Annotated in this window: 10 protein-coding genes; 3 read left to right on the forward strand and 7 right to left on the reverse strand. The window is 43.0% G+C overall.

All coding sequences use genetic code 11. The annotated features are described in order from the left end of the window. Positions 1-5 precede the first annotated feature (5 nt). Positions 6-2,120, forward strand: a complete 2,115-nt coding sequence (locus ACED59_RS05910; RefSeq protein WP_371704840.1) for a type I secretion system permease/ATPase — start codon at positions 6-8, stop codon at positions 2,118-2,120. Positions 2,121-2,268: 148 nt separating this feature from the next. Here ACED59_RS05910 and ACED59_RS05915 read toward each other — a convergent pair whose 3' ends face one another. From ACED59_RS05915 to ACED59_RS05930, 4 genes are all read right to left on the reverse strand, one after another. Then, positions 2,269-3,939, reverse strand: coding sequence for a FapA family protein (locus ACED59_RS05915; protein WP_017097202.1), 1,671 nt, complete (start codon positions 3,937-3,939; stop codon positions 2,269-2,271). A 530-nt stretch (positions 3,940-4,469) separates the two neighbouring features. Further along, a complete protein-coding gene (locus ACED59_RS05920; protein WP_371704839.1) occupies positions 4,470-6,602 on the reverse strand; it encodes a GNAT family N-acetyltransferase in 2,133 nt (710 codons plus the stop codon). A gap of 91 nt (positions 6,603-6,693) precedes the next feature. Then, entirely contained in the window at positions 6,694-7,668 is a 975-nt protein-coding gene (locus ACED59_RS05925; RefSeq protein ID WP_009846015.1) for a ParB/RepB/Spo0J family partition protein, read from the reverse strand. Positions 7,669-7,673: 5 nt separating this feature from the next. After that, complete coding sequence (locus ACED59_RS05930) at positions 7,674-8,891, reverse strand: ParA family protein (protein ID WP_009846016.1); 1,218 nt, start codon at positions 8,889-8,891, stop codon at positions 7,674-7,676. A gap of 1,261 nt (positions 8,892-10,152) precedes the next feature. Between ACED59_RS05930 and ACED59_RS05935 the strand changes: the two genes are divergently transcribed. Further along, complete coding sequence (locus ACED59_RS05935) at positions 10,153-12,132, forward strand: replication initiator protein RctB domain-containing protein (RefSeq protein WP_012601303.1); 1,980 nt, start codon at positions 10,153-10,155, stop codon at positions 12,130-12,132. Positions 12,133-12,567: 435 nt separating this feature from the next. Here the strand turns inward: ACED59_RS05935 and ACED59_RS05940 are convergent, their stop codons facing one another. Genes ACED59_RS05940 through ACED59_RS05950 form a run of 3 tightly spaced genes read right to left on the reverse strand, consistent with a single transcriptional unit; the run spans position 12,568 to position 14,876 of the window. Next, positions 12,568-13,113 (reverse strand): hypothetical protein, encoded by a 546-nt coding sequence (locus ACED59_RS05940; protein ID WP_017097200.1) that lies wholly within the window; start codon positions 13,111-13,113, stop codon positions 12,568-12,570. Then, positions 13,110-14,042 (reverse strand): ATP-binding cassette domain-containing protein, encoded by a 933-nt coding sequence (locus ACED59_RS05945; protein ID WP_017097199.1) that lies wholly within the window; start codon positions 14,040-14,042, stop codon positions 13,110-13,112. Before ACED59_RS05945 ends, ACED59_RS05940 begins: the two co-directional genes overlap by 4 nt. A 9-nt stretch (positions 14,043-14,051) precedes the next feature. Beyond that, entirely contained in the window at positions 14,052-14,876 is an 825-nt protein-coding gene (locus ACED59_RS05950) for an ABC transporter ATP-binding protein (protein WP_029223838.1), read from the reverse strand. Between the two features lie 361 nt (positions 14,877-15,237). Between ACED59_RS05950 and ACED59_RS05955 the strand changes: the two genes are divergently transcribed. Then, complete coding sequence (locus ACED59_RS05955; protein ID WP_004732575.1) at positions 15,238-15,432, forward strand: PA3496 family putative envelope integrity protein; 195 nt, start codon at positions 15,238-15,240, stop codon at positions 15,430-15,432. Positions 15,433-15,553: the final 121 nt, after the last annotated feature.

Below are 15,553 nucleotides of genomic sequence, written 5' to 3' on the forward strand. Positions count from 1 at the left end.
ATCGCATGCAAGATCCACTATTAAACTCACTGATCTACGTTAGTCGGTATTACGGGTTAGCCAACTCGCCCGAAGCGTTGATCAATGGGCTACCACTCTCTGATGGAAAGCTAACCCCTTTCCTATTCCCTCGCTCTGCAGAGCGTGCGGGGTTAGTGGCCAAAGAAAACCGTTCCGATCTAGAAAACATCCCTCACTTAATTCTGCCAGCCGTATTGTTACTCAAGCAAGGTGAGGCTTGCGTTCTTAATAGTATCGATATTAAGAAGCAAGAAGCCGAAATCATCACAACGGAAAGTGGGATGATGCCAATCATCATCCCAATCGAAGAGTTGAAAGAGCAATTCATCGGCCGTTACTTCTTAGTAAAGAAACAATTCCGTTATGATGAACGCTCACCAGAAATTTTAAAAACGCGCGAAGGTCACTGGTTTTGGAGCACAATTTGGCAATCTAAAAAAATCTATCGAGATGTGCTGATCGCATCAATTCTAATCAACCTTTTCGCTATTGCAGCTCCAATGTTTACTCGTTTGGTGTACGACAAAGTGGTGCCAAACCTTGCGTTTGAGACGCTATGGGTACTCGCGAGTGGTATTTTTGTCGTCTTCCTCTTTGACTTGCTTTTAAAGTTAATGCGAAGCTACTTTATTGACGTTGCGGGTAAGAAATCCGATATCCTGATTTCATCTAAGTTGTTCAGTAAGGTGCTCGGGATTCGTATGGAAGCGAAGCCTGCTTCTGTCGGTGCTTTTGCTAAAAACCTGCAAGAATTCGAGTCAATCCGTGAGTTCTTTACTTCGGCAACAATAGGCTCATTAATCGATTTGCCATTCGCTCTTATGTTCCTGGCGTTAATTTGGTTAATGGCTGGCAACCTTGTGTTTGTTCCTGTCGTTGGCGTGGTGATACTGATCATCTATGCGTTGTTAATACAAGGCCCGCTGCGTCGTACCATTGAAGAAGGCTCTCGCCTTGCTTCTCAGAAGTACGCAAACTTAATTGAGAGTTTAGCGGGGCTAGAAACCGTTAAGCTATTCAGCGCTCAAAGCCAGTTCCAATTCCGCTGGGAAGAAGCTGTTGCGCACATGGCAAACTGGAACATCAAAAGTCGTCGTATTACCGATAGCATCCAAAATACAGCAGGCTTTGTTCAACAAAGTACCAATGTGGGGATGATCATTTTTGGTGTGTACCTAATGGCAGAAGGCACTCTTACAATGGGTGGCTTGATTGCCGCTACTATGTTGAGTGGTAGAGCAATTGGTCCTCTTGTCCAATTATCATTGCTTTCTACGCGTTATAACCAAGCGAAGTCATCAATGACCTTGATTGAACAAGTCATGTCGATGCCCAGTGAGCAAGAGGAAGGTAAGCGATACATCCACCGCCCTATTATTCAAGGGCATATCGCGCTTGATAAAGTAACATTCCATTACCCTGATTCGCCAATCGCTTCTATAAGAGACCTGACTCTTAATATTAGTCCAGGTGAAAAGGTCGCGATTATTGGGCGAATTGGTTCAGGTAAAAGCACACTTGAACGCCTGATTATGGGCCTGTACAAGCCCACAGAAGGTCATGTTCGCATTGATGATACCGATATGGAACAACTTCACCATGTCGACGTACGACGCAATATAGGCTGTGTGCCGCAGGACAGTAATCTATTCTATGGCACGGTAAGAGACAACATTACCTTGGGACGCCCGTTGGTTGACGATCGTGATGTCATGGATGCAGCCAACCGTGCAGGTGTTACCGCTTTTACTCAGCAAGATCCCGCAGGCTTAGAACGCCAAGTCGGTGAAGGTGGTGGTTTACTCTCAGGAGGTCAACGTCAGTCGATAGCCATAGCTAGAGCCTTCCTAGGGCGCCCTCCTGTATTATTGATGGACGAACCTACCAGCGCTATGGATAACCGTTCAGAGATGCACATTAAGCATCAGCTGAGCCAGCTGTTACCTAGTGAGACTTTGATTCTTATCACCCACAAAACGTCGATGTTGGATATCGTGGATAGAGTGATTGTGATGGAGAAAGGCAGCATTATTGCCGACGGACCAAAATCACAAGTTCTGTCAGACTTGAAGCAAGGAAAGGTAAAAGCGGCAAGTTAAAGCGCTCATGTGACTTAAAGAATAGAACTAAGTCAATATCAGCAAAAGCAAAGGGGGAGCATCAGCTCCCCCTTTCTTATTTGGTCTAATGAGCAGAAAACTGCTCGAACCGCTCTATTCAGTATTGGGCAATTTCCGAGTCGCTCAATTACAATGAGATATCTTCTTTCTCCATTTTGAAAGAACATTGAATTTCATATTGATTGAACGAGAAAACACTGCCGCCGTGCGTTCGCTTAGTCGTCACCATCTCATCACCAAACAAAACAGATACACGGGTGTACACTTTCTCGTGCGCCTCTACTGTGCACTCGGCAAGGTTTGTTTCAAATTCAGCTTCGAGTGTATCCAACTGCGATTTAGTCTTCTCTATCGCTTGATTGTTTTTTTCTCGTTGCTGCTCAATCTCCAACGCTTGCTCTTCGCTTCTTTCCGCTTTTGGTCGCTTCTTAAATTCGAGTTCTTGACGGATGACGTCCATGGTTTGTTCTTGAGCGTGCTTATAAATCTCCTTCAATTGAGCTATCTTTTTTTGATATCCCTCGAAGCGAGCAAAGCCATGAACCTTAGTTGCTGTATCCCCTTCAACGCCTAAGAAAACACATTCCACTTTACCGCCGACTTTAGCTTCACCGCCACTAAGTGTGCCATGCTTCTTAAAGGTATCCATCACAATGAGGTTGTTGCCACAACGAATGTCGTTACTCATGCTATGTAGGTTGAGTAGAATGTCATTGGCGGTTTGCAGTTCAGTATTCTGTGCGTAGCTTGCTGTGATAGAGCCTTTGCTAAGTACCTTACAACTTTTTGGCTCATCCTCTTTGGTCGTATGACCAATAATTCCTTTCGCGACTTTTATATCCCCCTGAGCCTGAACTTCTGCAGATTCAATAAAGCCACCAACAGTAATGCTTCCGGTCGCCTTCACTATCATTCCAGGTTCTATATTCCCAGAGACAAACACATTACCTTTGAATTTAACGTGCCCAGTAGATACGTCGACATTGCTAACACATAAGGCGTCATCCACTTCGATACTTCGCTCTTTAATAATGGGCAGACCAGAGGATGAAGAAAGTAATAAATTAGGGTCGTCAGGGGAAATGTGGGTGCCTTTTCCTGGCTTAATCAAACTGTCTTGGCCCGGAAGGGGTGGGATAATTCGACCTTGGACGGTAAAGCCCGCAATACCTTTGGTGGCAGGAGTACGCTTCATTAGCGGGTCATTCTGACCAACGGTAATGGTTTCACCGAGATCTCGCATATCGATCTTACCGGCGTCTTTACTGCGAGGCTTTAATACTTGATGAGTAATATCTTCAACCAATGCTGAAAACTTAGCATCTTTACCCTTCACAGCTGGAGAACCTTTGGCTACGGGCTGAGTAAATTTTTCACCCGGCTTTAGCTTGCTGCTCATCATCAATACTTTTCTAAGTGCTAGCTTATTAATTCCTTTCGTTATGTGAGCCTGAGCCAAGCAATGAATGATATCGCTGCCACGTAATGCCTGCCCATTATATGCCCCAGTTACAACAAGACTTGCGAGCATCTCATCATCAGACAGTTCAACCGTAACACTGGAATTACGAACTTCAGCAATTAATATTCCTTGATAAGCTTCTCCCTTACCTTCTTTAGCAAGAGTGACAAAACGCAGTATCTCTTCTTCGAAAATAAAATAATTTGATGCGTTCAAAGCTTCTAAGGTTGTTGGCAATGTCTTATTGTCAAAGCTTGCGTTGACCACAAACCCAGACGGCAGACATGCCATCACTTGCTTCCTATCTTCCGACAATGTAACGATGCTATCCCACATTCGAATTGTGTACCCTTAATAACTCTGTTGTTATGCAGTCTATATAATTCGCTCAGTGCTTAGAATCACTACAGTAGAATAATCAGCGTCACATCACTTACTTTCGATGTTGCAAAGGGACTCATAAATAAGACTGACCGATTCTAATCTCTTCTTCACCTTTACAAAAAAGATTCTTTCACGATTTTTCAAACTATGAATATTGGGTACGAGCATAAGATCGCAATACAGCGACGGATCTTCATCACCAAACGATTCGGGATGAATTGATGTGATAATATGAAATTATACCTTCCAAACAACGGCGATGATTAGATCGGTAGAATTGAGATAGGAAATGAGCGCCATGATGGACATGTTCAACAAATTGAGAAATTGCATAAAGATTGGATAATTGAAATCACATAGGTCATTACATACCGCGGTTCAGTTTACAGTGTAAATCCGGCCTTCTAATTTACACTGTAAATCTAATTAACAGCTCGACATATGCTCTGTCGTTCCAAATTTAGTGACGATCGTTGACCTACTTATTTACAGTGTAAATTTAATAGTAGAGTACCGACATCTTTCCTAAACTGTAGCTCAGCTTGTTTTCGTCCGACTAGATTAAACTGTTCGACACAAGTCCCCCACTCTTTCTGCTGCACGACTTTCGCGATAAGTAAGTCTGAAACAACGAAACCTGTATCGATTATAGCGTCAGATTCAGTTATGTGCGCTTGATGACCATTACTTTGGAGAATCAAATTCAGGACACTGAAACCAATGCTGTCGTAACTATTACCACCATCGACATAATTCCTGAGGAGTTGGATTTCAGACTCTGCCATAGATTCCGCTTGCCTTGGTAATAATGCGCGCACCATATCAACCTCGAGAGAAGCCAAAGAACCAGAAGTGAGAAAACAGAAACTACGTTCAAAGTGACTTATCAGATTGTAGACCCAATTCTGTGCGCTTTTATTAAGTGGCTTAACCATCAATACCGAGTGACAGCCGCTTGCTTGATCGCGCTGGTGGCCAATGTGCACAGGTACAAAATCGTTATCGCGCCAGAATGAAATCAATTCACTGGTCGCGCCAAAGCTCGTTGCTAAGTAATCCGCCTGATTAGTTTTCTTTGACAACTGCCCCAACATCCAACGACCAATCCCCGAACCTTGATGACGTGTTGAAACGGCAATACGCATAACTCGAAGGCAACGACTGAGCGCCGCTTGCGTACAACCCAGTTGGTTTGCGAGTAACACTGGAGCTAGGTGACCTTGAGGTCTTCGTTTTCCAAGTTGAATCTGAGCAATCAGATCGCTATCCAACCCACCTTCTTCAGTTACCAACATACAACCTAAACATTCGTTTTTCTGCCAAGCAGCGTACAAACGGATTGCTGGATTGTTGAGAAACTGCATTAGATCGTTTGGTGACGTTTGATAATGAGCGTCAACAAGAAGAGAAAAGCATTGCTGTAGCGGCTCCGGGTTCGCCAAGCATTCTGCCTTTGATAACTCGACCAAGCTCAGTTGGTTGATTGCCAGATCAGAAAAGCTATCTAACTCATGAATCACCGAGTCACTTAGCGACGCGTCGTTACCAAGCAAGAAGCAATCAAACAACCAACGCTCTAGTGGATCATTGCGATTCCAACGAATGGGCTGATCGAGCTTAAAACCTTTCCACCCTGGGCGATGCTCTGAAAGCCAAGACTCGAACTTAAGTCCAAACCCTCTCCCACTCCCCTCGTATCCGTGAACGGTGGTTGAAAAAACCATACGATGATAAATGCCAACCATAGATTTGAGCATCGGGATTGGAATTGCAGCCGCTTCATCGACTAATAGCAAATCACAATCAGGCTTAGACTTAAGTAATTCATCTGGTGCTACGAATCTTAAACTTCCGCTTTGATAGCAAATGTAAGTTGCGTTGAGCACTTCACAGTCTTCTAGGCTTTGACTCGCGTGGGAAAATACAGGCTCGATTGCTTTCACTGAAGGCGCTGTCACGATGATATTTAATCCATGACGCTCAACCAAAAGCTGAGCAGCGGCAATACCCAATGTAGAGCTTTTACCACGTCCTCTATCTGCCGTGAGAACTAAAGGTCGTTTACGATGCCCAGACACCACTTTTTTAACCAACTCAACAGCCAGATTTTGCTGTTCGAATTTGTCCAAACTGTTTTCAAAGTCTTGCTTGAGAGGAAGTGCTTTAGTCGCTTGAACAACATCGTCTGTTTCGTTGTGTCGTGAAACCGAAATGAGCTTATTGAAATTCTCCTTTAACCAACGTTGGCCAAAGCTCTCGTTATCTTCAGAGTCATCAACTTTTGGCGGCAACACCAACAACAGCCCACCACCGATTAACGAACCTAGTGCAGCGCTAAAACCATTCGCATCAAACTGCTCTCTAAAATCACAAACAAGAACTTGGCACTCACGACCAAGCAATTGTTGGCCTTTTTTGACTGGAGCATGAATCACACCTTCAAACGGAGTTCCACCAATCTGGAAGATGCTCGGAGTGTACGAATTTTCAAGGAAGGTTAAAACAGCAGAGTTTTGCCAATCAAAGTCGCCATCAAAGACCACACCGTAACGGTGACCATTGTGTTGGGCAATATTAGAAAGTGTATGCAGAAAAGTATTGGTTGGGTTTGTCATAGTTAGCGTCCAGATTCATCTAAACACAGTTTATCACAGCCAAATAAAAAGCCGCATAAAGCGGCTTTAGAGGAGTAATGAAAGTCGTGACTTAGTCTAACTTAGATTGTACGAATGCTAGGATTTCTTCCATTGTTGTATCATCAACTTTCTTAAGATTTAACGCCAAGTTTGAACCCTTACGGCTATATGACGCTCGACCTTTAATAAGTTCAACTTTTGGAGAAGCTTTCTTCGCGGGTGCTGGTGCTAGTTCGAGCACCCAACCTTCTAAAGTCTCTGTCACGTCTTTTGTTAAACGAGTTACGCCTTGAGCTTCGCTGCGCTGCCACACAAAACCTTCAGAAGCACCACACTTGGTCAGTAATGTTTGTTGCTGCTCACTAGTAAGACCGCTAAATTGTTTGTGTAACTTAACAATAGTCGGACGGCCAAGATCGCTCACATTTGGGTAAGCTTGTAATAATTCAAGTGGTAAAGCGGCCGCTTTCAACGCGCCACTCACCAAAGCTTCACTGCACTGGAACATTTTAGCGAGTGCTTTCTGGTCTTCAGCTTCGCCTTTATCAAGCTTCGCTTGCATCTCCTTCCCCTTCTCATAGAGAGAAAGTGGTTTATGAGCGTTAGCTACATCTGATAAAAACTTAGCATGTTCGCCGTTAATGTTTTCAGCGACATAGATCAAGAACTCTTTGTCAGCCAAAATACATGACATACGACGACGGCTACCATCAAGAACTTCAATCTTGCCGTCTTTGTTCTTACGGCCAACCGCTGGATATTGCTGGCCGCGCTCTTTAAGCGTAGTTAGTACGTCAGAAAGCGCGTGCTCATTCAAGAAAGACTGCTCACGAGCATTCTCTTCAAAAACAACCGTTCGTGTTGCTACATCAGCGGCTGGAATTCGAACCAATTCAAATGAAACTAAATCTTCACCCGCAACAGAAAGCTCAATCACTTGAGCTTGCTCTTTTACCGCAGTTTGAGCTTCTTGTGGCGTAGCTACGCGACGTTTGTTTGCTTTACCAAATAGCTTTGCATTTAAGTCAGATGTTTTAATTGCCATTCTTGTTATCCCTGATTAAGTGAAGGCCAGTTGCTATGTAATACACGCTCTAATTCTAGAGCACTTTTTTGTACTGCGTCTTGAGCCACAGCCAGAGTTTTCTTACCGCCCTCAAAGTCGCTTACCGTCAGATCGAAAACCGTGCTGTAAGTGTCAGCACAAGTTTCAAAGGCGCGGCTTCTTGGAATCGTGGCCATCATTACTTGGTCATTCAACAGGTAGTTCATCTCAGTCAGAACTGATACCTGCTTTTTATTGTCGTCTTCAAACATCGTTGGCATTAGACGAACGAACTCAAGCCCTTTCCAATCGTCCGGGAACATTTCATAAACCGTTGGCAAGTGCTGGAAGAAGTTAACCGTTGAAGCCCAGTCCAAACGCTTGGCTGCACATGGTATTAAAAGCGCGTTCGACGCGTACATTGCATTCCACACTAACGGGTCCACGTGTGGTCCAGTATCAATCATGATCACATCAAAATCATCGGCGATTTTGTCGATAAGCTTTTCTTTCAAAAGACGAACAATATCAAGTGACTGATCTCTAGACAGACTTTGCCATGCTTCAGCGTTAAACATCGCATCTTCTGGGAAGGCTGAAATAGTCTTCAAGTTAGGATACTGAGTTGGCAACAGCACGTTCTTACGCAAGAATTCTAGGTCAACATCCTGCTCTTCTGGCACATTATCCAACATGATATCGACTGCAGAATAAATGCTGTCATGCTCTGCACCACTAATTTGTGGGTTTAAGAACAGACGCAAAGAGCCTTGTGGATCCAAGTCAATCAGACAGATACGGTAGCGCTTATCCAAATTTAGAGATAAGCACGCAGCTAAGTGAACTGCCGTCATTGATTTACCCGTACCACCCTTTTGGTTTTGTACGTTGATAATCCATGGTTTATTGTCAGCATGCTGCTTACGTTGATGGAACTTTGGCACTTCTGCCGCGTCCATCAACATGTGAGCTTCTGTCAATGAAATCGAGTAGTGATTGGCGTTGTTCTTTGTAAACTGATGGCCATCAGCTTCAAGTTTAGTGATCGCTTCATCGAGTTTACGACGCGTTAAACCAGAACGAGTCTCCATCATAGCTTTAGACATTGGAGGGAAATGTTCATCACTTCGCTCTTCCAAAATAATCTCAATTCGGTCAGCCTGAACTTGTTGAGTTTGTTCGGCTAGCTGATAGAGCTTATCAATCGTTTGTTCTCTTTTCATTGCCAGTTTCCGTAATGATTAACTAAGTACAAATTGTACAGCGATTAACAACAAACACAACAAAAACATGAACATGCATTTATGAGTAAACTCACATAAAATAGACAGTGTTTTTACAATTTGATGAAACATCACCTCAGAGTAATACTAAAAGTCATCATTTTCACCATGCACAACCATGTTATTTCTAGTGCACATTTAAAATGTTACAGCATCACTTATTTACAATGTAAATGATATTATCGCTAAAAAGCTGCGGAACGATTGAAACACAACCACAGATTACGGTTGGTGTGATTTGCATTCGAATTTATAGATTTTCAATTCAATAAAAATTAAATAACGCTCAATGGACAAAAAATTCAAAACATAAGAGAAGAGGAGTTGCAAAAAAACAACAGAGGATTCTAACCAGAGCGGAAGAATGATCATGGAACACATCTAATGTAAGAGAATTAATAACACCAAATTATGAAGCATGATCAAGGCGCAAACTTAGCAATATTGATCCGAGCAACTGCACATTACAAATGATCAAACTCCGGAAAAATGATCAAGTAAATATCGTTCCGGAAGCATGTGATTTAAGAGCTAAGTTACGGACAAATGCTTTTGTAATGGGGATTCAACGCCTATAAGGGCTCAATGATTGAAAATTCAATCTACACTGACCGAGAATACGCAAACATGACAATTTCATGATCATGCTTCCTAGTTAACTCCCACCTACGCTAAATACGTCAAAGCTATCCATTTTCAACAGATACAGGTTAAATTTTATCCTCAATAGGGCGGGAAGGATAAAAAAGTACCATCACTTGATCATTGTTCCGATAGATTGGCCATCATAAATATCCGTATTGAGTTGTATGAAGTGACTTAGAAGATGATGTTGACTTCCGAACTGTGGATAAGCTGTATAAGTATAATGATCATGCTTTCAAGCCAATAATGATCATGCTTACAATGACTTAATGATCATACTTCTGGTGTTCTGTGATCATGCTTTCTTTGATTTAATGATCATAGTTTCGGGGTTTTTATGATCATGCTTTCCAAGGGGTTTTATTTTAAACGTTTAAATTCAGCAACTTAAAGGAAAAGAAACAGCCAGATCATTAGATCACTTAATCATTTAAGATCATATTAATCAAAAAGATCAGTTATTTAAAAGCCAATAAATTCTCTTTATTTATGATCATTCTTTCTTTATCATTCAGGAACTATAGTGAAATTACGGTTAGTGTGATACGGATCAAAAATGAAACCAGAAGAGAAATTGTTAATTAAGGCACGAAGCCACAAAGATGGTCATTTATTTGAGGTCTCTGAAACAGCCGTTGAATGGATAGAACAATATCAGCACTTCAAAGGTGTCACCAAAAGCATCGTTGAGCTTCTTAACCTAATTTCACTTCGTGGGTTTAGCAGCAAAGACGGTTACGTTTCTACTACCGAGATTATTGAATCAACCGATGGTCAAGTTACTCGTGCAGCCTTACAGCAAAGGTTAAGAGCTGCGGTTAGTATCGGTCTTTTCAGGCAAATTCCGGTTCGCTTTGAAGAAGGTCTTGCTGGTAAAACTATGCTGCATCGCTTTGTTAACCCAAACCAATTGATATCAGTATTGGGTGCTACTAGCTTAGTGACAGAAAGTGTGAAGCAAAATGAGAAGCAAAAGCGATCTAAAGCTCTAGCTCAAACCAAAGTCAACAAACGCTTATTGAATGAACACGGACTCAATACCCCACCAACGATGAAAGACGAAGCCGATCAATTTATTGTGTCGCCAACCAATTGGGCGGGCATTATTGATCAAGCCTTAGCGCCCCCTAGAACGCGCAAGAGCTACCAAAAATCAATGGTTTCGATCTCTGGCACTCGAGCGGTGATCGAGACACGATCTTCAAAAAACATTATGACGGTTGATGATCTGATGACGCTATTCGCGTTATTCACGCTTACTGTTCAATATCATGATCATCACCAAGATGATTACCATCTAGACGCGAAACACACACCGAACAAAACACCACTTTACATCACGGATATTTTGTCCTTGCGTGGCAAGAAAGACAGCGGGCCGGCACGTGATTCGATCCGTGACAGTATTGATCGTATCGAATTTACCGATTTCCAATTGCATGAGCTCACCGGCCGTTGGCTTAGCGAGAACATGCCAGAAGGCTTTAAGAGTGATCGTTTCCGATTCCTAGCTAGAACCATTACCGCATCGGAAGAAGCGCCTACAGAAGGCTCTGACGGCGAAATTCGCATTAAACCGAACCTATACATCCTGGTTTGGGAACCTTCGTTCTACGAAGAGTTGCTGACGCGTGACTATTTCTTCCTATTTCCGCCAGAAATCCTGAAGCAACATACCTTGGTCTTTCAAATGTATTCGTACTTTAGAAGCCGCATGGCACGTCGCCATTCAGATAGCATGTTGCTCAGTGAACTCAACCAGAAATTGGCGCGTAACATCGATTGGCGTCGTTTTTCGATGGATCTGATCCGCGAGCTCAGAAAGTTAGGTGAAGTAGGGGATCAAGAAGATACCTTCCTGGTTAACCTTTGGGGTTATCACTTAACGATCACCGCGTTGATCGAAAAAGGAAAAACGACTGATTATCAGGTTGATATCAAATGTAATGTGGAAGAAGTCTTACGTTACTCAAGAGCACGCACCACCAATGCAGGCAAGCGTAATATGGCACCAACGTTACCGAACCCACTGCGTAATGAAATGGTGTCTAAGCAGAAGTTGGAAGAGTTGTCTGAGATTATTGATGGTGAGTTTGAGCCAATTCAGCGCAAAGCACCGTCGCCAAGAGGCAAATTGGGACGTCGAGTTAAGCAGCGTAAACACTCTGTTGAGATCAACGCTGACGAGATCATGATTACTCTCTCTAAATATACCTCTGCAGAGGCTCTAGAACGCAGTATAACGGCTTTATCTGCTATGACAGGGCATTCACATGCTTCAATCAAAGAAGAGTGTTCTGAGCTCATTGAGAAGCTTGATTGGTTGAGAGTAGGGGAGGACGTTATCCCATACGAAACACTGAGTCGCTTGATTGAGCTTTACAACGACCGTGACAGCACCAGCAATCGACACTTGTCTATTGAGCGTTTGATCTCTGGTTTAGCTGTGCGTCGTAAAGTGTGTAAACAAGTTCACGAAGGTCATTTAGACGAAAACGTGTTCTTAGCGCTCGACGAAATGGCGATTGGCCACTAGTCATTAACCACCAATCACTGTCACTGCTCAGTTGTAAGAAGCCCATATTTACGGCCGACGAATGGATAGTTTGAACACATTAGGTGCTGATTAAAACCGCACCTAACGCTGACAAATTGATGACAATGTAGCGCATCCAGTTGATTATTATTTATCCCGAATAGACAACCTTTTGTCCTTTCTTATGATTAATAGATTGGCTCATATTTTGTTACATCATACTGAATAGATTTTTGCGAGTTCCTAAGGGACTCGCTTTTTTTTGCCTGTAATTCGGCTAATCATTAACATTCAAAAGCTTACCATTTAAATTCTACAGCTTATGGAGTCCGTTCCTGAAGCATGATCAAGGTGAGATCATGCTTTCTACGGTGCTTATTTTTGATGGGGTTCAGCTTTGATGCTTGATCGAACAGGGGTTGAACAAGGAGTGGATCAGTGCAGTTGACGTAGAGCTATACCTTGATCATCGTTCTGGTGTTGACTTGCCATAAAGCGTACATGCGATTCGATCAATTTTTCTGATTCTTCTTTCCAGCGCGGTTCTTGTTGTTGGTTGGTAAACTCCAAAGCCAATACACACAAGTGCTGTAGCCGCTGTGTACACCACTCTTGTAAGTCAGGTTCTGATTTTGGATTACAAGACACAGCTTGAAGCTTACTATAGGCAAACATCAGGTATTGGAAAGCTTTTTCCTGATGGTGCGAGCCACAAAGTTCGTTTGAGATAGATGGTGGGCTTGGTGGTGGAAGCTTTGTCGATGCCGTCAGAATTTCATCTTTATATCGATAAAACGTAAAGATTCTCAAGCATCCGTCTAACCAGCATGCGATGCCTTTGCTCTGTTCATCCGTGATCAAAGGCCCCCAGAGTGCATCTGGAGGCGTTAAGATCAAAGGCTCTAACTTCTCCACTTGATCATGCTTTCGGTCTTTGTACCAATTTCCGATCCGCTCTAACCAAGTGTCTAGTTCATTCATGCAACGTTATCCCACTGTTTAACATAGTGATTATCTGAAACTTGCTTGATCTCATGCTGTATTTCACTGCTTTGTTCACGAATACGATCTGCGTCTATTGAATAGTTTGGCTCATTTTTCACGAGTTCGCCAAATGGTAGATCAGGATCGGGCACTGCAGAGATCAATAACTTAGTGTATGGGTGTTGTGGGTTGGTTAAGATCGACTGGGTTGATCCCCACTCAACGATCTGTCCCTTGTACATCACAGCCGTCTCTTCTGCGATGTAGTGTGCTGTTGCGAGATCATGCGTAATGTACAAAAAACCTATCCCTAACTCTTTCTTCATCCTCTGCATTAGGTTCAAAACACCGAGTCGTATTGAAACATCCAACATCGAGGTGGGTTCATCGGCAAGGATAACCTCAGCACCGACTGCAAGTGCTCTTGCTAAGTTTATGCGCTGTCTTTGGCCTCCACTGAGCTCATGAGGGTATTTGGTGAGAGTTTCGATGGGCAACTCCACCAGCGTTAACAACTCTTTGAGACGCTCTGTGAGAGCTTGTTTCGTAGCAACTTGCTTGTGGATCTTAAGGGGCCGCGTTAAGTGGTGTTCAATGGTGTGGGTTGGATTGAGTGAGCCAAATGGGTCTTGAAATATCATTTGCACGCGGCTTCGGTAATCCAAGATATCTTTACGACTTTTTAAGGTAGAAATATCTCTGCCATTGAACAGTATTTCTCCCTCTGTTGGCGGATACACTTTGGTCATCAGTCGAGCGCAGGTGCTTTTCCCGCAGCCTGATTCGCCAACCAGTGCCAATGTTTTACCTGCATGTAAATCAAAACTCACCCCATGCAGTGCTCTAAAGATCTCTTCTTTGCCAAATCCACCACCAACAGTGAATTCTTTAACGAGGTTTTTTACTTGAAAAATAGGTTGTGACATGGAGCTCTCCTAGCACGCAGTTGCGTGAGCGTGTTCGTGAATATTGGGGAAGGAACTCCATAGCTTTTGGGTGTAGGAGTGCTGAGGGTTATTGCGAATCTCATGGGCTTGGTTGACTTCAACTATCTGTCCATGACGCATGATGGCAATTCGATCGCACAGTTGGCTCATTAGTGCGAGGTCGTGGGTGATAAACAATATTGAGAAACCAAACTCTTCTCTGAGTTGGTGTATTTGCTGCAGAATTTCGCGCTGTACAACCACATCCAGTGCCGTGGTCGGTTCATCCATGATAATCAACTTAGGGTTGAGCGCGAGAGCTATCGCAATCACCAAACGTTGACGCATCCCACCGCTAAACTGGTGTGGGTACTCGGCTAGACGGTGGCGAGGGATATTGACTAGGTCGAGTAACTTTTCGGCGCGATCTTTTGCTTGCTCGTTGTTCATGCCCTTGTGGTGGCGCAATACATCGGCAAACTGTTCTTCAATGGTCAGTACAGGGTTAAGCGAGTTCATCGCGCTCTGGAACACCATTGCGATCTCACTCCAACGTAAGGTGTTCAAGTGGCTGTCCGATAAGCTCAGCAGATCTTGCCCGCCAAACAGTATTTGCCCGCCAGAGATGAAAGCCGGTGGCTTATGCAGGCGGTTAATGGCAAATGCGATGGTACTTTTGCCACACCCGGATTCTCCCGCTAAACCAAAAATCTCGCCTTGGCCTATATTAAAGCTTACGGATTTTACGGCATTAAAATCGCCGTCATCGGTAATGTAATCGACACATAGATTCTTCACTTCGAGAAGAGGTGTCTCTGAATTTTCCCTAGACATGATAAACACTCAGTTATGATATTGATAATCATTATCATTAACATGTGTTGAATTTAGTGGAAGAGAAGAGCACAAAAAGAATGAAGTGACTCGAATTATTTTTTGATTATTTCATGAAGTTTCAGCGGGAAATAGGAAATGAGAACGAGGAAAATGAGAGGTGGATCAAACCACATTTCTTATGGGGAATCTTTTAAATGTAATGGCACAAAATGGCTTTGGCAAAGTTTAAATGAGGCATTTATTAATTAGCTTTGTGAAGCGTCGGAATCATCACATTTCAGTACAGAATTGCTTAACAAGCGAAATAGCATTTGCTACAGATTACCTGTCCATTACATGGTGCTTTTCGGAGGAAAACATGTCCATTAATTCTATCAACCATGATGAAATGACAAATATTGCAAATAAGTGGGATGCTGAAGAAGAAGTATCTTTCAAACCAGAAAAGAAAATGAAGTCTGCTGAAGCTCGTCGTCGTATTGAAGCTCTAAGAGAAATTAGAGAAAGCGGTTTTAGTCTGGAAGAAGCGAGGGAGCTAGGTCTAATTCATTAACAATCCCCATTGCATTTAGAAGGGTGGCGCACCGCCACCCTTTGATTTATCTGATTTTTTTAAGAAACTTGTGCTTTTTATAAGTAAACCATGCTCCTTGCCTCTCTCCATTTAAATCCAT

Origin of the sequence: Vibrio sp. FF266, assembly GCF_041439695.1 — a bacterium.
Lineage (GTDB): Bacteria > Pseudomonadota > Gammaproteobacteria > Enterobacterales > Vibrionaceae > Vibrio > Vibrio tasmaniensis_A.

What these genes read in the sequence shown, in the direction of transcription:
- ACED59_RS05910 (WP_371704840.1), top strand. Translation starts at nt 6, where the DNA reads ATGCAAGATCCACTATTAAACTCACTGATCTACGTTAGTCGGTATTAC.
- ACED59_RS05915 (WP_017097202.1), bottom strand. Translation starts at nt 3,939, where the DNA reads ATGTGGGATAGCATCGTTACATTGTCGGAAGATAGGAAGCAAGTGATG.
- ACED59_RS05920 (WP_371704839.1), bottom strand. Translation starts at nt 6,602, where the DNA reads ATGACAAACCCAACCAATACTTTTCTGCATACACTTTCTAATATTGCC.
- ACED59_RS05925 (WP_009846015.1), bottom strand. Translation starts at nt 7,668, where the DNA reads ATGGCAATTAAAACATCTGACTTAAATGCAAAGCTATTTGGTAAAGCA.
- ACED59_RS05930 (WP_009846016.1), bottom strand. Translation starts at nt 8,891, where the DNA reads ATGAAAAGAGAACAAACGATTGATAAGCTCTATCAGCTAGCCGAACAA.
- ACED59_RS05935 (WP_012601303.1), top strand. Translation starts at nt 10,153, where the DNA reads ATGAAACCAGAAGAGAAATTGTTAATTAAGGCACGAAGCCACAAAGAT.
- ACED59_RS05940 (WP_017097200.1), bottom strand. Translation starts at nt 13,113, where the DNA reads ATGAATGAACTAGACACTTGGTTAGAGCGGATCGGAAATTGGTACAAA.
- ACED59_RS05945 (WP_017097199.1), bottom strand. Translation starts at nt 14,042, where the DNA reads ATGTCACAACCTATTTTTCAAGTAAAAAACCTCGTTAAAGAATTCACT.
- ACED59_RS05950 (WP_029223838.1), bottom strand. Translation starts at nt 14,876, where the DNA reads ATGTCTAGGGAAAATTCAGAGACACCTCTTCTCGAAGTGAAGAATCTA.
- ACED59_RS05955 (WP_004732575.1), top strand. Translation starts at nt 15,238, where the DNA reads ATGTCCATTAATTCTATCAACCATGATGAAATGACAAATATTGCAAAT.